Source organism: Ruegeria sp. J8 (assembly GCF_056531925.1).
This window is the reverse complement of the sequence record NZ_JBQFMR010000003.1, coordinates 546,347-563,120: the sequence shown is the minus strand read 5'-3', so window position 1 is coordinate 563,120 and position 16,774 is coordinate 546,347. Positions and strand designations below refer to the sequence as shown.

Here is a 16,774-nt window from a genome sequence, read left to right as displayed (position 1 = left end):
GAGGACGTCCACGTGTTTCGCATTGAAGACCAGGGGGATGAAATGGCGAGAGCATTTGACAACCGTATCCCAGGCTTCTTTGACCATTGGAAACAAAATTCAGCACAAAAACAAAATATCGGCGACGAGATGTTTGTAAAACGGTTTGGTCATGCACCGGACCAAAAAATTCAGTTTGAATTTGACGAACAAAGCATCTCAATCATAGGTGAACTTTGGCGCTCGGACATTGAATACGGTAAATATAGTCCACCCGATCCCACGACATCTTAACCCAAGATTTTTCAACAGCGGCGTACGTTCGTGAAAGAAACGCGAGACCATCTCGTCAGGTGGATGACGCATGCAATGCACAATTCTTGCTTCAGGCACTGATAGAACAATGCTTTTTGTGGCGCGCTGCTTGGGATATTGGCACCAATGGCGCTGGAATTTCTAGGCGCGGCGGATGGCGCAGAGGAATACCGAAAGCGAGTTGAAGCACTAGCAAAGGCCACCGCAAATCTGCAAAGCGCGGTTGATGCAGCCAATGCCTCACCACGGGACTTAATCCGGGACTTTGGCGCGTATGCAGACGAAATGCAGCGGGTGTTGAATGTTCAGCGTGAACTTGCCCGCCTAGATGCGTTGGCCGCTCTTGCGGACGCGTCAGATACAGCGGAGGATTCACTTAGGCGGGTCAAGTTGTTGGTGGATGACGTTCTGTCAGGCGACAGACCTGAAACGCCGCGCATCACTCGGAAATTGAATGAGGAATTCGGCCTCACAGTAAGTCAAGCAGGGCAGTTGCTGGCGGCACTGGATCAGATCGGTGAAGCCGATGGTCCGGAACAAATCGCGGCAGCAATCCAGGACGTTCGTGAATTGCTCGATCCGACAAATGACAAGGCGGCATTGCAAGCGGCTCTGTTCGGCAGTGGTCCTTTTTCGGGTTTGTTTGGTGCAACGCCGGGGGTCGGGATTCTATCTGGGCTTGGCTTTTCCAATGGCGGTTATACCGGTTCCGGAGGCAAGTACGAACCAAAGGGCATTGTCCACGGCGGGGAATACGTCTTTTCCAAAGAGGCGACGGCCCGAATGGGTGTGGGCAACCTTGAGACGTTGCACCGCCAGTTACGCGGCTATTCAAGCGGCGGCTTCGTAAGCGGGAACGTTTTGAATCCGTCTGGATTCAACACGGATCTCAACGCAGGCAGAAACACTGCTCTACAGGTCAACGTAACGGCGGAACCAAAGGTTCAGGTTGTGGTGGTTGATGACCTCGACAGAATTGGGGAGTACATGAAATCACCACAAGGACGCATGATTTTTGCACAACTTAACAACGAGCAGGGTTAGAAAGGATAACCGATGGCACACGATTCAATATACGCAACTGAAGAGGCTACAATTGGTCTTATGAAAGACCTTTTGGCACGTATTGAGGCTTGCCAACTGGCAAACGCGACTGCGTTCGACCTATTGGCGCAAGCGGCCTCACATGCAGCCGGTCAGGATGTAACTGGCTCAGTCGCAAGCGCTCTCATGGAGGCTCGAAATAGTTTCGCCCTGCAAAGCAACGACGAGGGTGACCTTGCAGACATGACCGCTGAAGCTCTAGGGGTCTACGTCGATCAGATTAAAGAATAGTCAAAAATTAGGCAGGAAAACCGTTTAAGCTGTTGGAATATAATTTTTTCCTACTATCTAGACGGGGCTTGGGTGCGGCAGTGCCGCTAGTGAGTTGTACTCACAATCCAGGAAGTGCCTAGCAGCGCTATGTGACTGGCTTAGCGGCTGGTTGCTAAGGTTGGCGGAGGTATGGACGTTTGGGCGTGATGCTCTCACTATCCTTAAGCCCGTTAAATCGATGGGTGTGACGAGTTGTACATAGGAACGCCCAATCCGCCTCGCTAGGGCGGGATACAAGTACTGAGCTGGTTTTAACTAGCTCGTCCGGACGAGCGGCGCGATAGGAGAAATCTTATGCGTTTCACTCTGAAGGTAGAGGGCAAGGTGACTTACTCGGATGTTATTTCGACGCTGTCACTTCTGCTGACCGTTATTGCATTATTGCGTTGACGGCGGGGCGGCTTAGGCCGCCCTCTCGCATTCTCAAATGGGGAAATCTCTATCTTTCGGGGGCGCGTGGGTATGGGCGAAATCGCCCTAAAGATTCGGGTGCCCCCTATGGCTTGTCGTCTTCGAGCCAATCGTCGTTTGATCCCATTTCGTCCAAACGCAAAATTACGTCCACCAGCAGTTCCCTAATGCCAAGGATTTCTTCATTTCTGCTGTTTAATTTTAGGACGGCCCGACCCTCGGCACTGATTTCAAAAGACTTCTCCAGTCTTTCAATTATCTCAGCGTTCATACTTCGATGGTTCGCTTCCGCGAAGGTTTTGATCTGGTCGCGCATCCCATCTGGGAGACGCAGCATAAACTTGTCACTTTCTCTGCCAGTTGGACTCATTATTCCCCACCTCTACAAGCTGATAGCACCGTGACATCATTTTTAAGTTGACTTCAATGGTGTCACGGTGCCATACTGAAGTCACCGTGACATCCCAGGTGATTCATTATGAAACCCATGCAGCTTAGATTGCCGGAAGACTTAAAGACCTGGATCGAGAAGCAGGCCGGTCTGAACGGCTCATCTCAGAATTCCGAAGTTATTCGCGCCGTTAGGGAACGCATGAACCGCCTGGAAGAGAACCGGAGCAACAGCCATGACTGAACTGCACAGGGAAATGGAACAGGTGCTTGCGACGCTGTCAGACTGCGTCAAAGAAATGACCTGCGAACGGCTAGCTAAAAGCGACCAGATCGCGGGTGACTTTGTATTACCACCAACTAGGGCCGAAGCAGCGGCCCGTGAAATGCTGGCGCTCTATAACGCCCAGTTTGCCAAACTCAGCCACTAATCAAAGGGAACAAAACTATGACGAACGAACGCGTCTGCGCGAACAATCCTAGCGTGGCTGAAAATCTCGGCCAGTTCGAGACCGACGCAATGAACCTGCTAGGATTTTTGGAGGGATTGCAAATCTTGATCGATGAAGGTGACCGTATTGACGATGTCGGCAGACAAGCCCGGAACGCAGCACAACTGATGCTTACTGAGTCGATTGACCGAGCAGATAAACTGATGCGGGAACTCGGCAAGGCCAACCTTGCGCTAGGGGCGCTGGGTCGGGCGGCAGCGCAGGCGGCTGCATAGAACTTCTTACTTCACTTTGGTTCGCTGCGGATCAAAGTATTGACTTTCGGATCGTATTGATCCACAGTGAACCAAAGTATGAGAGGCAGGCATGATCCTTGAGCAGAAATTTACCTTGGCAAAAATCTCCGAAATCGTCGGCAAGAACCCGGCCACCCTTCGCACGCACATCAACCGTGGCTACGTAACCGCTTGGGGGCCGCGCAGTCGTGGCGGCAACAAACCGGCTGGGAAGCACTCTCGCTTCGGCTTTTTCACCCTCATGGAATTCGCGTTGGCCTATCGCCTTGAAGCAATGGGATTTCAACCGAGCAAGGCCTTTGAATTTGCCGCGCATTTCTCCCACCAAGGCGGGGGAGGCAGCGCCCAAGGTCTCCCTGATCGCATTCCAGCGCTTCCGTTTCATCATAACCACGGCGAAACGATTTTTGCTTTTGCTGGCGAATGCTCTTGTGAGGATCTTTGGAAGCCAGGGAAGGACTATGACACGCATGGGCGACTTAAAAACTTCCTTTTGACCGATAGCTTCACCTCAGTGAACGTTACGAGTCTTTTTGGACAGGTTTGTAAGCAGGTTGGTCGGGGCTTCGAGGATTACCGCGTCGTACTGGACCAAGCCTACCCGGAGGATGCCAACTAACCATGTCCTACCCTGCCCCCTTCAAACAGGTTGATGTGACCCGCGCCCTTAAAGGCGCGGCAGCAGCCAATATGGAGGTTGGGCGCTTTGAGATTGAACCCGACACCGGCAAAATCGTGGTTTGGGCAAAGGACGATCAATCGAACAATAAGCCCAAGAGTGACTGGGACTGATGGCTGGTCGCAAACCGTATCCTCTGGCGAAGCCCTACACCGACGCGCGTGGCAAGCGCCGCTGGCGTATCAACGTGAACGGCAAGCGTTCCGAGTTGGGCGCAGACTGGGGATCAGATGAGTTTCAGCGCCGGTATGAAGCCGCGCTGGCACTGGGTAGCGTCAAAGGTATGGCCGGGGCTAATCGGGTTCGGCCTGGTACGGTGGATGACCTGTGCGCGCGGTTTTACCAGTCGCGCACTTTCAAGGAGCTGTCTGACAGCACAAAGCGGAATTATCGCAGCATCATTGAGCGATTCCGCGTCGAACACGGCGGCAAGCGCGTTCAGGGGATTATGCCTCGCCACATCAACGACATGATGGCCGAGAAGGTGGACACGCCGAACGCGGCAAACAACTTCCGTAAGCGCCTAGGCCAGCTTTTAGACTTGGCCGTCGATCTGGAATGGATGCCATCAAACCCAGTTAGGGCCACAAAGCCTTTCAAGGTAGAGAGCCAAGGAATCCATACGTGGTCTGAGGCTGAGATTGCGCAGTTCTTTGACCACTACCAGGCCGGTGAAATCGCACACACTGCGGCAACCTTGATGCTGTATACGGGCGCAGCGCTGGTGGATGCCGTCAAACTTGGCCGCTTTAGCATCAAACAGACCGAAGACGGCGAACGGCTGGTTTACCGCCGCCAGAAGACCCAGAAAACGAACGGACAACTGGTTAGTATTCCGATTCACCCGGACCTGCGGGAAGTCATCGACCGCCTGCCTGAGATCGGGACATTCCTGCAGACCAAGTACGACAAACAACGCAGCCCTGATGGTCTGGGCAACGATATGAGCGAATGGTGCAATAAAGCCGGTGTGCCTGCTTGCTCCGCGCATGGCCTTAGAAAGGCCTGTGCAAGACGTCTGGCCGAGGCCGGTGCGTCTGCCCCCGAGATACAATCGATCACGGGGCATAAGACCCTATCCGAAGTGCAGCGTTACATCGCGGATGCAAATCGCGAAGTGATGGCTGACTCCGGCATGGCTAAGCTGATTGCGCGGCCAAATGGGGAACAAACCTTGGCGAACCTAGTCGATATGTTCGCCAAAAATGAAGATAGATCACTGAAAAATAAGGATAAATAGATGGCTTTGGCGATCCCTGAAGGACTCGAACCCTCAACCTGCTGATTAGAAGTCAGCTGCTCTATCCAGTTGAGCTAAGGGACCGCTGCGCCCTTCTTGCGGTTTTTATGCGCGGGGTTCAAGGGCCAAGCGCATGAAGGCACTGTTTGGGTCTTGGGAGTAACCAAAGATCGGGCCGCAATAGGAATAGCCCAGCGCCTCGTACAGCTTACGCGCCGCGTCATAATCGGACAAATGGGCTGCCCCGGTTTCCAGAACCAGTGCCTGCATCCCTTCAGACCGCGCGACATCCGCCAGATGCGCCATCATGGCGCGCGCCAGACCCCGGCCGCGCGCCGCTGCGACGACATGCACGGATTTAACTTCAGCCGTGCCATCCGGCAACGCCTTGAGCGCACCACAGCCGATGGCCTGTTCGGCGTCGAACATCGCCCAGAACCGGATACCAGGCCCCGCAAGACCGCTGGCATCCATCGTATGATTGCTTTCCGCCGGTCCCGCAGTTTCACTATGGGCAAAATGCGCCTCGATCACCGGGCGCAGCGCGTCCGATGTTGGGTCAGCTTCGCGGATGTCGATCAATTCAGTGCGTCCAGGGTGCGCGCCGGTTGGTGGCGAAATTCTCACCATATCCACCTGCTCGAACGTTGGGTTTGCGCTTGTGCGGCTCGGTCACCTGCGCATCAATTCCGTGGTCCTTGGCGTAATCCAACGCCTCTTCCTTGGTGTCGAATTTCAGGCGCACCTGAGTTTGCGTGTCGCTGGAGGACGTCCAGCCCATCAACGGATCAACCTCACGCGATGACGCAGGAGCATATTCCAATACCCACTTGCGGGTTTTGGCCATCCCCGAGGTCATCGCATTTCGCGAAGGCTGGTAAATCCGTGCGCGCATGTCGCCTCTCCGTACTCACTTGGCTGGGCATGTTTATGCGTCAGAGCTGCTGCGTGGACAAGTCCGTAAATGTCGCAACTTGGTGTGATTGAAATGGCCTCTTGAACAAGAACAAAAACAGATCAAAATCAGGCCCGAAAGGAATCTCCCCTTATGGCCTATGCACATTCCGACAAGACCCAGCTGACTGCCGAAGACGTCCGCGCCCGCCTGAAACTGGAAGGCGGCAAGGCATTTGTCATGCATACCGATTTTTCCCCCGCAGGGGATCAGCCAACGGCCATCAAGGAACTGGCAGGCGGCGTTCAGGATGGCGAGCGGGATCAGGTTCTGCTAGGCGCGACCGGCACGGGCAAGACCTTCACCATGGCCAAGGTGATCGAAGAAACCCAGCGTCCCGCCATCATCCTTGCGCCCAACAAGACGCTGGCCGCGCAGCTCTATGGTGAGTTCAAGGGGTTCTTCCCCGAAAACTCGGTCGAATATTTCGTCAGCTACTATGACTACTACCAGCCCGAGGCCTATGTGCCGCGCAGCGACACATACATAGAAAAAGAATCCCAGATCAACGAACAGATCGACCGGATGCGCCACTCGGCCACTCGCGCGTTGTTGGAGCGTGATGATGTGATCATCGTGGCGTCGGTGTCTTGTATCTACGGCATCGGCTCAGTCGAAACCTACGGGGCGATGACGCAAGACCTGAAAGTCGGCAGCGAATATGATCAGCGGCAGGTGATGGCAGATCTGGTGGCTCAGCAATACCGCCGCAACGACCAGGCGTTTCAGCGTGGGTCCTTTCGGGTTCGTGGGGACAGCTTGGAGATCTGGCCTGCCCACCTTGAGGACCGTGCGTGGAAGCTGTCATTCTTCGGTGAAGAATTGGAACAAATCACCGAGTTTGATCCTCTGACCGGTGAGAAAACTGATACGATGGAGCAGATCCGGGTCTACGCAAACTCGCACTACGTGACGCCGAAGCCCACGATGCAGCAGGCGATCATCGGCATCAAAAAAGAGTTGCGCATCCGGCTGGACCAACTGGTCGGCGAGGGCAAATTGCTGGAAGCCCAGCGTCTGGAACAGCGCACCAATTTCGATCTGGAAATGCTTGAGGCGACCGGCGTTTGCAACGGGATCGAAAACTACTCGCGCTACCTAACCGGCCGCGCGCCGGGCGAACCGCCCCCGACCCTGTTCGAATTCATCCCCGACAACGCCATCGTGTTTGCCGACGAATCTCACGTGTCTGTCCCGCAGATCGGAGGCATGTACCGGGGCGACTATCGGCGCAAATTCACACTGGCCGAACACGGGTTCCGCCTGCCGTCCTGCATGGACAACCGCCCCCTGAAGTTCGAAGAATGGGACGCCATGCGCCCACAATCCGTCTTTGTTTCAGCCACCCCGGCGGCGTGGGAGCTGGACCAATCGGGTGGCGTTTTCACCGAACAGGTCATCCGCCCTACCGGCCTGCTGGACCCCGAGGTCGAAATCCGCCCCGTTTCGATGCAAGTGGACGACCTGCTGGATGAGGTGCGCAAGGTGGCCGCCGATGGCTTCCGCACGTTGGTCACGACCCTGACCAAACGCATGGCCGAAGACCTGACCGAATACCTGCACGAACAGGGCATCAAGGTGCGCTACATGCACTCGGATATCGACACGATCGAACGGATCGAAATCCTGCGCGACCTGCGGCTGGGCGCGTTTGACGTGCTGGTCGGCATCAACCTTCTACGCGAGGGGCTCGACATTCCCGAATGCGGGCTGGTCGCCATTCTGGACGCCGACAAGGAAGGCTTCCTGCGGTCCGAGACCTCTCTGGTCCAGACCATCGGCCGCGCCGCGCGGAACGCCGAGGGCCGGGTGATCATGTATGCCGACAAGATCACCGGCTCGATGGAGCGTGCGCTGAATGAGACCAACCGCCGCCGCGCCAAACAGATCGCCTATAACGAGGAACACGGCATCACGCCCGAGACGGTGAAAAAGAATGTCGAGGACGTTCTGGCCGGTCTCTACGAAGGCGACGTCGACATGAACCGCGTCACCGCCACCATCGACAAACCGATGCATGGCGCGAATTTGGAAGCGCATCTGGACGGGTTGCGCGAACAGATGCGCAAAGCCGCCGAGAACCTTGAATTCGAAGAAGCCGCCAATATCCGGGATGAGATCAAACGTCTGGAGGCGGTCGATCTGGCCGTCGCCGACGACCCCATGGCGCGCCAATGGGCGGTCGAGAAAGCGTCCGAGGATGCGGTGAAATCGCGTGGTCGGTCAACGGCTGGACGTCCGGGGCAACGCGGTGGGAATGTGAAGCGACGGAAACGGTAAATCGAATTAGGTAACTTATGGATAAAGAAACGATAAAGGAAGTTTCAGGAGCTGCAGCCGAAGTGGCTAAAACTACTTCGAAAGCACTTGATCAAACCTCTGCGGTTGGTTCTTTCATTTACAAAGTAATTGGCGAGCCGATTGAAATCGCCGCTGGAACCTTTCTGACTGATCCGCTTCGCGAATTTAGAACGCGACGATTGGCAAAACTCAAAGAGAGAACTGAAAGTACCTTGACCAAAAGGAAGGTTGAAGAAACTAGATCGGTACCTCCAAAAATTGCCGTGCCTCTTTTAGAGGCCGCTAGTTTGGAGGATAACGAAGAACTCCACGAACTCTGGGCCAAACTACTAGCCGAAGCGATGGACCCCAACGGAGCAAAGATTGACAAACGCTTCGTTCACGTAATGGAGCAACTTACCACGGTTAGTTTTCGGATTCTGTTATTCATTTGGGAGAACCGGGCATGGGGTTTGGAAAATCTTGCAGAGGTTTCCGATTGGGGCGATGACGAATTCGAACACTATTGGAGAACGTTCTCGCCCTATGAGTTCAAGAACAAATTGGATGTAGGCTCCGACGAGATTGAGCATCTGATAAAACTGGGAATTCTTGAGTTCTCTCGCGCCGAGATAGACACAGCCAATATCCACTCACACGGTAATGCTAGAATGTTTATCTCAGTAGATCAGAAGCTTCCCAACTATGAAAAAATAGAGTGCTCTAAGTTCGGAAAATTGTTTCTTAGCGCGGTTTTCTCTGAAGAAACTTAGATAGTGCTGGATGGGTGTTCGCACCCATCCAGCACTATCTATAAGAACGAGGCTCCTCTCACCCAAACCTTTAACCCTTATCCCAATGGGCGATCACATCATACCCAACCGGCGTCGGCGGCCCTTCCATGAACTCGGCGAAATGGCCCCACAGCTCGGCCACTTTGGGCGCGTTCGCGTTCGACGTCGCCTCGCTCTCGACCACCGAGATCACGTAGCCCGAGCCGTCTTCGTTCATCACGTTGGTAAAGCTGTGCATGCCAGGCATGCCCATGATTTCTGACTTCAACGCGTTCATTTTCGCTGTCGCAGCCTCGCGCGTGCCTGGCTTCATTTTGAATTGAGTAATACGTGCAAACATGACTTTCCTCCCTCGTCTGGCGAAATTGCCGTAGGGCGCGATCAAAGAAATCTCGCCGCGCAGAAGGTAGCATGGCAGGCACAAATCTCGTATTGATACTTATGAACTCGGCGCATTTTCAACTATGCGCCTTACCCGAGCATGCTGACTGACACTCCAAAGTTGCAACCCAGCGCATAGAACCGAGATGTTGCAGGGCTGCCGCCTAGGTTAAACGCCCAACTCCGCTCGTACCTTCTTGGTCAGCTTCGCCACCACCAAGTCATAAGACGTCACGATATGCTCGCGCAGCGAGGCATCGCTCATCCCGCGTTCCTCATAGACCTGCAACCACTTCATCCCGCGTGAGGCCAGATAGGGCGCGGGGCGGATGCCGGGAACGTCGCTCAGGACCTCAAACGTCAGATCGGTGGCTTTAAAGGTGACGGCGTCGCGCCCTTCATGCCAGCCACAGATCGCAAACACCTTGCCGCCTACCTTCCACACATCCGCATTGCCCCATTGCACCACATGGGTTGTGGCTTTGAGGCTGGCGCAGAACGCGTTAAACGCATCTCGGGTCATCATCGCGGATTGAACTAGGGCCGCAGGAATTTGGCGCTGCCGACAGAGCGCTCGACCGGTTGCGCCAGTTGCGGGGCTTCGGCCGTGACCGGAACGGCAAGCTGCTGAGGCGTTTCGCAGGCAACACCATTCCCATCGGGGTCGTTACGCAAGTGATAGCCGAGCTCACCCGCATAATAGGGGCCGGGAATCACTTTCAACGCTGTCGGACATCCAGCCATGGCAATCAGATGCAGCACCGCCTCTTCCTGTTCGAAATCCGAGGTGCGCAAATAAACACTGAATCCAATCACGGCGGTTGTCACCGGCAGCATCAGGATCATCAGCAGGATACGTATCGGAGACAGCGCCCGCCTGCGCAGCGCCTCAGCCCGTCGGATGCGGGCCGGTGCATTCGGATCAGTAAGAAGTGGACGCCGCTCAGGCGCATGTGTTGACATAACAAAAGGCTAATACCGTTTTGTGGCAATATCGAGACCCGAGTTCCCGCCCTCACGTATCTGTGCGGAATTCCGCGTCGAATACGGTCGATTATTTCGTCCGGACGGATATGCCCGATCCGCGGCGCAGCTAGCGCACCACATGCACCGCGCAAGCGGCGTGCCTAACCACATGGTTGGCCGTCGATCCCAACAGAAGGTCCTGCATCCCCGGACGATGCGACGCCATGATGATCAGGTCGGGCTTATGTTCTTCGGACCAATCCAGAATGGTGCGCCCGGAATGCCCTTCGACAACCACACCTTTGGCATTGGGAAGTTTGGCGGCCAAGCTGTCCAATTCGGTTTGCAGAGCCTTGCGGGCTTCGCGCAGATATTCGGGCGGCATATAGGAAATCGCGTAGTTCGGGATATGCTCGACCACATGCAGCAGCGTGACCTGTGCATCCGGGGTTGCCAACACCTTGGCCAGTTTCAGCGGGCCGGAAATATCCCGCTCTGCATCAAAGGAAATCGGGACCAGAATATTGTGATACATGACGCGCACCTCCGTTCATTTCGCGGTCAGGATGCGCCAATTCGCAAGGCACGGCTTTGATTTAGGTCACGATCCGCTAAAAGTTTCGGCAACATCATACATCACCGGTTCAAAGCTTTTGCACAGCTCGTTGATCTTGCGATTCCGGTCGCGCATTTCCGGGGTGCGCAGCATCGCCAGAAAATCCTCGCGCCGTTCCCATTGCGAGTAATTGGCGATCCGCGTCTGAGCGTCATTGACATGCAGCCCCGCCGCCACAAAGCCGGGCTGCTTCGAGATGAAATCGGCATAGGCGTCAGTCAGCGCCTCAAGCAGGTCTTGACAGGTACCGGGCGTCATCTCGAAGGTCGTGATCACGGTTTGGACGCTGGTGTTCTTGGCAATGTTCGGCATCTGGAATCTCCTGTTATTGAGCCCAGCCTAGCATAGGATTTCCAAAGGTCCCGCCTTTGTTGGCGAATTCAGCACTTTGCCACGGCTGCGGGAATTCGTCATTTCACTAACGATCCGTTAACCATGCTGACCGATGCTGCGCCCATGTACCGGGCTCTTTACCTTTTGTTCATTATCCTGTTGGCCTCGCCTGCGTGGTCGGGCGCATGGTTGCGCGGCAAGGATTCCGCTTTTGCGGCGGCGTCGGTGACGGTGTTCAAGGAACCCGACCAGGGGTATGACTATGCATCCGCGCTTTATGCCGAATGGGGTACTCGGGACAATCTGACAATTGGGTTCGATTTTGAAGAGAACCGAGACCTCTACGGTCATGCGACCGTCTTTGCCCGCATCCCGGTTGCCGATTTGCAGCAAAAGGGGCGGTTTGCCGCAGAGTTCGGGGTTGGTGTGCATCACCGCTATCGTGGAGCATGGGCGCTATACAAGGCAACCCTGTCCTATGGAAAGGGGTACTCGACCGGATGGGGCAATGGCTGGGTGGCCCTGGATGCATCATTGGAATACCGCACCCACGACGCGCTCTATCGCAAACTGGACCTGACAACGGGCCTGAATTCAGCGCGGCTGATCAACCCTTTGCTTCAGGTCGAGACCGCTTATCGCAGCGGAAGCTCTCTGTTCTGGCGGGTCCGGCCATCGGCCATGATCCGGTGGCAGGACAGCCCGACAACCTGGGTTCTGGGGCTGGAGCGGAAAGATGCCCGCAATGACACGGGCATCAAACTGGCAATCTGGTCCGAGTTCTGACGCCGCCGCTCAGCGCTCCATTCGGATGATGGTCGAGACTGATCCGCGCAAGGATTGCGCCCAGCGCAGGTTAATAACGTCCTTCCCGCTGCCCTGTTCCAGCTCCACATAAGGTGTGTCGTGGATAGTCCCGCCAAAAGCGTTCTTCAATGGACCCAACACCGTAACCGCGTCACACCCACGGGCTTTTCCGCCAAATGGAAGACGCGCTTGCGACCCAATACTCCAGACCGACGAATTCGAGCTTTGCGCGTGAACCAGACGCAGCGGGTTTTCAACCTTGGCCGAGATGCCATGAAACGTGTTGTCCCTGAAACTCACGTTCAGATGCGCGAAATGGTTGAAATCCGCGAAAGTCGTATCCACCCGCTCGGCCCGGTCGATCGCGCCGTTGACGGAGCGAAATTTGTTCCCAGCAACAACGACACCATTCAGGAAATGGCCAGGCCCGTGCGGCCGAATGACAATATTGCTGAACCAGGGTGCGACCTCGTTACAGTAGAATATATTGTCGGTTATGGTCATCGCGCTGAACGAAAATCCCGCCGTGTACGCCGGATTGGCGTCCCGCTCATTAGTCCACTGCAAAAAGCAATTATCGACATAGTTCTCGGAAATGGTCGAGCTGTTATAGGTCCCGATCATAACCAACCCGGCGCTGCGCACGCCCTGAGCAATGCTGTCGCCCTGGAAGAAGTGGTTGCCCAGCACCAGGTTGTTCGTCCCACCCAGAACGGCAAAATGCAGGAACCTGACAGCACGATTGTGGCGCAGTTTGATATCATTCGCTGTCGCGTTCAGGGCGATGGATCTGCGATCCGAGACGTTGAAAGACTCCTCAGCCGACAGGAACTGGCAATTGTCGATCAACATCCCCTGACAGCCGGTACCGATTGAAGTAATCCCGCGATCCTTCGGACGGCTGACAAAGCAGTTGGTAATCGCAAATGTACTGCCAGACGGTGCCAGACGGATGCCGCTGCATCGCCCGTTGCACTGAAACTCGATCTCTTCCATGCCAAATTTGCGCAGGGTGCTGAAACCCATGAAATCCAGCAGGTACTTGAACGAAAAAAACGAGAACGACTGCGTGCCCGCCGCATCATAAATCGGGGCGTTCAGAGTGATTTCGCCCGCACCAACATTCTTGGACCGCACGTAAATCTCGCGCCCGACACCATTGCCCCCTACCAAGGACCCAACCGGAATATTCGCAACATTGGCGACATTGGTCAGCCGAGTCGGATCGGATGGGTTGTAGGTTGCGACCGAAGTGAAGGTCTCGGTATCCCAGGCTGCATTGTCTTTGACATCGAACTGGCCATTGCGAATGACGCGACGGGTGGAGAAACCACCCTGCCGGTTCGGAACGGCTGCGGCCATGTCAATCGGGCCGTTTACCGATATCTTGCGTCCACCCATGTCCAGGGATTCATGGTCCGCATTGTTCAACAGCGCCTGAAATGCCTTTTTAAATGCCAACTCCTCATCCCCGAACGCGTTGATATAAGCTGGCAGGTCGAAATTCTTGGTCAACAGCAGCATCTTATCGTCAGGCATCGTGACGGTGCCCTCAAACTCGATCTCGGACGCGATGGTGGTATTTTCAGTCAGCAGGTAAGTGCCTTCAGACACAAAAACCCGGCGTCCACCCGCAGCCTGGTCCGCCGCGACAAAGGCGGACGTGTCATCTGCAACCCCATCACCGACCGCGCCAAAATCGCGTACATCCACAAGGCTAATCATGTCGCGCAGAAAAACACCGGTCACATCCGTGATCTCGATATCATCCACCCGCACGATCGAGCCATTCGCTCCGATCAGATCAAGTCCGAAATGGCCATAAATCGCGGTCACGCCCCAGGGCATATCCACGCCGGTGCGCTGCCCCGCCCCGACAATCGCGGTGATTTCATGGACGGCGCCATAGCCCGACAGTTGGGTTGCGGGGCCTTGCTCGATCACCCCATCCAAATGTGTCTCACCCGCGCCACCAGCCCAGGCCGCGATCCGAACCTCGGGCAAAGGCCCGCTGATTGCCTTCACCCGCGCCTTGATCTGAAGATAGCACCCCGGCTGCAACGGGGTCTGCCCCATATAACGCAGCTTTTGCGTGGCGCTGACTTTGAGGATTTCAAGGCAGCCGCCGAAATCCGCATCCGCCGGAACAAAAGCGCCGGTGCCCGAGCCTTCATAGGTCGGCGAGCCGGGTGTTCCGTCGCCGCTGGACCAGACGTTCAGGCCGTTTGCAAAAGCAGCCGGCATGAACACGATGCCGTCGGTGATTGCCTTATTCATAGAAATCCCTTTCCCAATCGCACCCATCAGCGCGCATTAACCCAGGGCTCGGGGCCACCCCGAGCGCAAAAGCCTGAGTACAGAAAGGGTGTTAATCGCTGCTCATGTCACCGTGACGTTGGTGTTGCGTCACGCCGCGGGGTCCGAGTTGCCCAGCAACTGCACGCCATTGATCTTCCAGCCATTTTCTAACTGAATCATCTGATAATCCAGAATGTGAGTTTGTCCGGCACCATCAACGATCAGAACCTTTTGCCACAGCGCGCCCGCGATCTCGCGCAGTTCCAGAAACCGAATATCAGCGGGTCGCCAGACCATAGGATAGCCGTTGCGCACCATGTTCCCGAAATTCTCGGGCGTGCGGAAAATGCTCTGGATGTTGGGGCTTGCAAAGGTAAAGGCGGTGGCGAAATCATCCGCTTTGAACGCCTGTATCTGCGCCGCGATATTGGCTTCGATCTCGGTGCTTTGGGCAAATGCACCCGTGGCCAAACAGGCACTCAACGAAAGGGCAAGCAAGATACGACGCATGGGGCTACCTCCTTTGGCAAGGGTAGCCCCACATCATGTCAGGTCAAATCAGGCAAGCTCTCCGGTCAAAGCCTTGTCGATCAGCGCAATCGTTTCGGGCACACCATAAAGGGCAATAAACCCACCAAAGCGCGGCCCTTGCGAGGCCCCCAGCAGCACCTCGTAGAGCGCTGTGAACCATCCGCGCATCGGGTCGAATCGCTCGCGCCCGATGGAGTAAACCACTGATTGCAGCGCCTCGTCCTCAAGCGGGCCATCATAGGCTTGCAACGCGGCCTTCAACGCTTCCAGTGCCTCACGTTCCTGATCAGTCGGCGCGCGGTGCTGTCGGGTGGGTTTGACGAAATCGTTGAAGTAGCGCACCGCAAAGCCCGCCGCCTGATCCAGATCGGGATGCGTTTCTGCGGTCGCCTCGGGCGCATAGCGGCGGATGAAACCCCACAGCGCTTCTTTGTCCTCGGCACCAGACACTGATGCAAGGTTCAGTAGCATCGCAAACGGCACCATAAGCGTGGATGCAGGCACGTCACCGCCATGGATATGCCAGACCGGGTTGTTCAACTGCGCCTTCAATTCCTGCCCCGGATAGGCGCGCAATTGCTGGTGATACTCATCCACCGCCTTGGGAATGACGTCGAAATACAGACGTTTGGCGGTTTTGGGCTTTTGGTACATGAAATACGACAGGCTTTCGGGGGCGGCATAGGTCAGCCACTCTTCCATCGACAAACCATTGCCCTTGGACTTCGAGATCTTTTGCCCCTGCTCATCATTGAACAACTCATAGCTGAGCGCTTCGGGCGGCTGCTTGCCCAGCGCCCGGCAGATTTTCGACGATTGCGTGACGGAGTCGATCAGGTCTTTACCCGACATCTCATAATCCACGCCCAGCGCGGCCCAACGCATGGCCCAGTCGGGCTTCCACTGCATCTTGACGTTGCCGCCCGTAACCGGGATTTCGACCCTTTCGCCATCAGGCTCCTGATAAACAATCGTGCCCTTAGCCACGTTGCGTTCAAGCGTCGGCACCTGCAGCACATGACCGGTTTTCGGGCTGATCGGCAGGAAGCAGGAATAAGTCTCGCGCCGCTCGGGCCCGAGGGTCGGCAGCATGATTTCTTGTATCTTGTCGAAGCGCTCCAGCGCGATCAGCAGCGTCTCATCAAACTTGCCGCTGGTGTAGTAGTCTGTGGCCGAGGCGAATTCATACTCGAACCCGAAACTGTCCAGAAAATCGCACAGCATCGCGTTGTTGTGCTGCGCGAACCCTTCATGCGTGCCAAATGGGTCGCGGACTTTGGTGAGCGGCAGATGCAGGTCTTCTTTCAGCTCGTCCTGCATCGGCACATTGGTCGGAACCTTGCGAAAGCCGTCCATATCATCCGAAAAGCAGATCAGCTTGGTCGGAATATCGCTGATCTGTTCAAACGCATGCCGTACCATCGAGGTCCGCGCGACCTCGCCAAAGGTGCCGATATGCGGCAGGCCCGACGGGCCATAGCCGGTCTGGAACAGAACATATCCCTTTTCCGGCGCACCTTGTCTGTAGCGTTTTAGGACCCGGCGCGCCTCTTCGAAAGGCCAGGCCTTGGACGACATCGCGGTTTCACGCAGTTCAGACATGTTCTCAGGTGCTCCATCGGGAAATACAGCGCCGGACGCCCTTTGCGACCCGACCGACCCCTCCTATTGTGC

The 16,774-nt window shown here is 55.8% G+C and carries 23 protein-coding genes and 1 tRNA gene; 12 read left to right on the top strand and 12 right to left on the bottom strand.

Annotated elements, in window-relative coordinates; all coding sequences use genetic code 11:
- Positions 1–12: 12 nt before the first annotated feature.
- The 3 genes from ACR0L1_RS09510 (at position 13) to ACR0L1_RS09500 (ending at position 1,629) form a co-directional block, all read left to right on the top strand.
- Complete coding sequence (locus tag ACR0L1_RS09510; RefSeq protein ID WP_480858419.1) at positions 13–273, top strand: hypothetical protein; 261 nt, start codon at positions 13–15, stop codon at positions 271–273.
- Positions 274–420: 147 nt separating this feature from the next.
- Positions 421–1,338, top strand: a complete 918-nt coding sequence (locus tag ACR0L1_RS09505; protein ID WP_480858417.1) for a hypothetical protein — start codon at positions 421–423, stop codon at positions 1,336–1,338.
- Between the two features lie 12 nt (positions 1,339–1,350).
- Positions 1,351–1,629: a hypothetical protein gene (locus tag ACR0L1_RS09500; RefSeq protein ID WP_480858415.1), complete on the top strand. Its 279-nt coding sequence runs from the start codon at positions 1,351–1,353 to the stop codon at positions 1,627–1,629.
- 538 nt (positions 1,630–2,167) lie between these two features.
- On the opposite strand, the gene ACR0L1_RS09495 is transcribed toward ACR0L1_RS09500, so the two are convergent.
- Positions 2,168–2,452: an Arc family DNA-binding protein gene (locus tag ACR0L1_RS09495; protein WP_480858413.1), complete on the bottom strand. Its 285-nt coding sequence runs from the start codon at positions 2,450–2,452 to the stop codon at positions 2,168–2,170.
- 108 nt (positions 2,453–2,560) lie between these two features.
- Between ACR0L1_RS09495 and ACR0L1_RS09490 the strand changes: the two genes are divergently transcribed.
- The 6 genes from ACR0L1_RS09490 (at position 2,561) to ACR0L1_RS09465 (ending at position 5,139) form a co-directional block, all read left to right on the top strand.
- Positions 2,561–2,716, top strand: a complete 156-nt coding sequence (locus ACR0L1_RS09490; RefSeq protein WP_170527674.1) for an Arc family DNA-binding protein — start codon at positions 2,561–2,563, stop codon at positions 2,714–2,716.
- A complete protein-coding gene (locus ACR0L1_RS09485; RefSeq protein WP_170527671.1) occupies positions 2,709–2,903 on the top strand; it encodes a hypothetical protein in 195 nt (64 codons plus the stop codon). The genes ACR0L1_RS09490 and ACR0L1_RS09485 overlap by 8 nt, the downstream gene beginning before the upstream one ends.
- A gap of 17 nt (positions 2,904–2,920) precedes the next feature.
- A complete protein-coding gene (locus tag ACR0L1_RS09480; RefSeq protein WP_480858411.1) occupies positions 2,921–3,199 on the top strand; it encodes a hypothetical protein in 279 nt (92 codons plus the stop codon).
- 91 nt (positions 3,200–3,290) lie between these two features.
- Positions 3,291–3,839, top strand: coding sequence for a hypothetical protein (locus ACR0L1_RS09475; RefSeq protein WP_480858409.1), 549 nt, complete (start codon positions 3,291–3,293; stop codon positions 3,837–3,839).
- Between the two features lie 2 nt (positions 3,840–3,841).
- The gene (locus tag ACR0L1_RS09470; RefSeq protein WP_480858407.1) at positions 3,842–4,012 is read left to right on the top strand and encodes a hypothetical protein; all 171 of its coding nucleotides are present in this window, start codon (positions 3,842–3,844) and stop codon (positions 4,010–4,012) included.
- Positions 4,012–5,139: a tyrosine-type recombinase/integrase gene (locus ACR0L1_RS09465; protein ID WP_480858405.1), complete on the top strand. Its 1,128-nt coding sequence runs from the start codon at positions 4,012–4,014 to the stop codon at positions 5,137–5,139. Before ACR0L1_RS09470 ends, ACR0L1_RS09465 begins: the two co-directional genes overlap by 1 nt.
- 7 nt (positions 5,140–5,146) lie before the next feature.
- Here ACR0L1_RS09465 and ACR0L1_RS09460 read toward each other — a convergent pair.
- The 3 genes from ACR0L1_RS09460 to ACR0L1_RS09450 all read right to left on the bottom strand — a co-directional run bounded on the left by ACR0L1_RS09460 (position 5,147) and on the right by ACR0L1_RS09450 (position 6,034).
- Positions 5,147–5,223, bottom strand: a tRNA-Arg gene (locus ACR0L1_RS09460).
- Between the two features lie 21 nt (positions 5,224–5,244).
- Positions 5,245–5,769: a GNAT family N-acetyltransferase gene (locus tag ACR0L1_RS09455; RefSeq protein WP_480858403.1), complete on the bottom strand. Its 525-nt coding sequence runs from the start codon at positions 5,767–5,769 to the stop codon at positions 5,245–5,247.
- Positions 5,723–6,034: an ETC complex I subunit gene (locus ACR0L1_RS09450; RefSeq protein WP_170772375.1), complete on the bottom strand. Its 312-nt coding sequence runs from the start codon at positions 6,032–6,034 to the stop codon at positions 5,723–5,725. Before ACR0L1_RS09450 ends, ACR0L1_RS09455 begins: the two co-directional genes overlap by 47 nt.
- Positions 6,035–6,187: 153 nt before the next feature.
- On the opposite strand from ACR0L1_RS09450, the gene uvrB reads away from it, so the two are divergent.
- Complete coding sequence (gene uvrB / locus ACR0L1_RS09445) at positions 6,188–8,374, top strand: excinuclease ABC subunit UvrB (RefSeq protein WP_480505802.1); 2,187 nt, start codon at positions 6,188–6,190, stop codon at positions 8,372–8,374.
- 17 nt (positions 8,375–8,391) lie between these two features.
- Positions 8,392–9,147, top strand: coding sequence for an Abi-alpha family protein (locus tag ACR0L1_RS09440; RefSeq protein ID WP_480858400.1), 756 nt, complete (start codon positions 8,392–8,394; stop codon positions 9,145–9,147).
- A gap of 70 nt (positions 9,148–9,217) precedes the next feature.
- Here ACR0L1_RS09440 and ACR0L1_RS09435 read toward each other — a convergent pair whose 3' ends face one another.
- From ACR0L1_RS09435 to ACR0L1_RS09415, 5 genes are all read right to left on the bottom strand, one after another.
- Positions 9,218–9,508, bottom strand: coding sequence for an antibiotic biosynthesis monooxygenase family protein (locus ACR0L1_RS09435; RefSeq protein ID WP_170772381.1), 291 nt, complete (start codon positions 9,506–9,508; stop codon positions 9,218–9,220).
- Positions 9,509–9,718: 210 nt separating this feature from the next.
- Entirely contained in the window at positions 9,719–10,072 is a 354-nt protein-coding gene (locus tag ACR0L1_RS09430; RefSeq protein WP_170785470.1) for an MmcQ/YjbR family DNA-binding protein, read from the bottom strand.
- Between the two features lie 14 nt (positions 10,073–10,086).
- The gene (locus ACR0L1_RS09425) at positions 10,087–10,512 is read right to left on the bottom strand and encodes an excalibur calcium-binding domain-containing protein (RefSeq protein WP_237215804.1); all 426 of its coding nucleotides are present in this window, start codon (positions 10,510–10,512) and stop codon (positions 10,087–10,089) included.
- Positions 10,513–10,642: 130 nt separating this feature from the next.
- Positions 10,643–11,050, bottom strand: a complete 408-nt coding sequence (locus ACR0L1_RS09420) for a universal stress protein (protein ID WP_170784769.1) — start codon at positions 11,048–11,050, stop codon at positions 10,643–10,645.
- 66 nt (positions 11,051–11,116) lie between these two features.
- Complete coding sequence (locus ACR0L1_RS09415; RefSeq protein WP_170772389.1) at positions 11,117–11,443, bottom strand: antibiotic biosynthesis monooxygenase family protein; 327 nt, start codon at positions 11,441–11,443, stop codon at positions 11,117–11,119.
- Positions 11,444–11,566: 123 nt separating this feature from the next.
- On the opposite strand from ACR0L1_RS09415, the gene ACR0L1_RS09410 reads away from it, so the two are divergent.
- Positions 11,567–12,250 (top strand): hypothetical protein, encoded by a 684-nt coding sequence (locus ACR0L1_RS09410; protein ID WP_480858398.1) that lies wholly within the window; start codon positions 11,567–11,569, stop codon positions 12,248–12,250.
- Positions 12,251–12,259: 9 nt separating this feature from the next.
- Here ACR0L1_RS09410 and ACR0L1_RS09405 read toward each other — a convergent pair whose 3' ends face one another.
- The 3 genes from ACR0L1_RS09405 to ACR0L1_RS09395 form a co-directional block, all read right to left on the bottom strand.
- Complete coding sequence (locus ACR0L1_RS09405; RefSeq protein WP_480858396.1) at positions 12,260–14,548, bottom strand: glycosyl hydrolase family 28-related protein; 2,289 nt, start codon at positions 14,546–14,548, stop codon at positions 12,260–12,262.
- Positions 14,549–14,677: 129 nt separating this feature from the next.
- On the bottom strand, positions 14,678–15,079 hold the full coding sequence (locus ACR0L1_RS09400; protein WP_480505792.1) for a DUF4864 domain-containing protein: 402 nt from the start codon (positions 15,077–15,079) through the stop codon (positions 14,678–14,680).
- A 48-nt stretch (positions 15,080–15,127) separates the two neighbouring features.
- Positions 15,128–16,702, bottom strand: a complete 1,575-nt coding sequence (locus ACR0L1_RS09395) for a lysine--tRNA ligase (RefSeq protein ID WP_170772396.1) — start codon at positions 16,700–16,702, stop codon at positions 15,128–15,130.
- Positions 16,703–16,774: the final 72 nt, after the last annotated feature.

What these genes read in the sequence shown, in the direction of transcription:
- ACR0L1_RS09505 (WP_480858417.1), top strand. Translation starts at nt 421, where the DNA reads ATGGCGCTGGAATTTCTAGGCGCGGCGGATGGCGCAGAGGAATACCGA.
- ACR0L1_RS09500 (WP_480858415.1), top strand. Translation starts at nt 1,351, where the DNA reads ATGGCACACGATTCAATATACGCAACTGAAGAGGCTACAATTGGTCTT.
- ACR0L1_RS09495 (WP_480858413.1), bottom strand. Translation starts at nt 2,452, where the DNA reads ATGAGTCCAACTGGCAGAGAAAGTGACAAGTTTATGCTGCGTCTCCCA.
- ACR0L1_RS09490 (WP_170527674.1), top strand. Translation starts at nt 2,561, where the DNA reads ATGAAACCCATGCAGCTTAGATTGCCGGAAGACTTAAAGACCTGGATC.
- ACR0L1_RS09485 (WP_170527671.1), top strand. Translation starts at nt 2,709, where the DNA reads ATGACTGAACTGCACAGGGAAATGGAACAGGTGCTTGCGACGCTGTCA.
- ACR0L1_RS09480 (WP_480858411.1), top strand. Translation starts at nt 2,921, where the DNA reads ATGACGAACGAACGCGTCTGCGCGAACAATCCTAGCGTGGCTGAAAAT.
- ACR0L1_RS09475 (WP_480858409.1), top strand. Translation starts at nt 3,291, where the DNA reads ATGATCCTTGAGCAGAAATTTACCTTGGCAAAAATCTCCGAAATCGTC.
- ACR0L1_RS09470 (WP_480858407.1), top strand. Translation starts at nt 3,842, where the DNA reads ATGTCCTACCCTGCCCCCTTCAAACAGGTTGATGTGACCCGCGCCCTT.
- ACR0L1_RS09465 (WP_480858405.1), top strand. Translation starts at nt 4,012, where the DNA reads ATGGCTGGTCGCAAACCGTATCCTCTGGCGAAGCCCTACACCGACGCG.
- ACR0L1_RS09455 (WP_480858403.1), bottom strand. Translation starts at nt 5,769, where the DNA reads ATGGTGAGAATTTCGCCACCAACCGGCGCGCACCCTGGACGCACTGAA.
- ACR0L1_RS09450 (WP_170772375.1), bottom strand. Translation starts at nt 6,034, where the DNA reads ATGCGCGCACGGATTTACCAGCCTTCGCGAAATGCGATGACCTCGGGG.
- uvrB (WP_480505802.1), top strand. Translation starts at nt 6,188, where the DNA reads ATGGCCTATGCACATTCCGACAAGACCCAGCTGACTGCCGAAGACGTC.
- ACR0L1_RS09440 (WP_480858400.1), top strand. Translation starts at nt 8,392, where the DNA reads ATGGATAAAGAAACGATAAAGGAAGTTTCAGGAGCTGCAGCCGAAGTG.
- ACR0L1_RS09435 (WP_170772381.1), bottom strand. Translation starts at nt 9,508, where the DNA reads ATGTTTGCACGTATTACTCAATTCAAAATGAAGCCAGGCACGCGCGAG.
- ACR0L1_RS09430 (WP_170785470.1), bottom strand. Translation starts at nt 10,072, where the DNA reads ATGACCCGAGATGCGTTTAACGCGTTCTGCGCCAGCCTCAAAGCCACA.
- ACR0L1_RS09425 (WP_237215804.1), bottom strand. Translation starts at nt 10,512, where the DNA reads ATGTCAACACATGCGCCTGAGCGGCGTCCACTTCTTACTGATCCGAAT.
- ACR0L1_RS09420 (WP_170784769.1), bottom strand. Translation starts at nt 11,050, where the DNA reads ATGTATCACAATATTCTGGTCCCGATTTCCTTTGATGCAGAGCGGGAT.
- ACR0L1_RS09415 (WP_170772389.1), bottom strand. Translation starts at nt 11,443, where the DNA reads ATGCCGAACATTGCCAAGAACACCAGCGTCCAAACCGTGATCACGACC.
- ACR0L1_RS09410 (WP_480858398.1), top strand. Translation starts at nt 11,567, where the DNA reads ATGCTGACCGATGCTGCGCCCATGTACCGGGCTCTTTACCTTTTGTTC.
- ACR0L1_RS09405 (WP_480858396.1), bottom strand. Translation starts at nt 14,548, where the DNA reads ATGAATAAGGCAATCACCGACGGCATCGTGTTCATGCCGGCTGCTTTT.
- ACR0L1_RS09400 (WP_480505792.1), bottom strand. Translation starts at nt 15,079, where the DNA reads ATGCGTCGTATCTTGCTTGCCCTTTCGTTGAGTGCCTGTTTGGCCACG.
- ACR0L1_RS09395 (WP_170772396.1), bottom strand. Translation starts at nt 16,702, where the DNA reads ATGTCTGAACTGCGTGAAACCGCGATGTCGTCCAAGGCCTGGCCTTTC.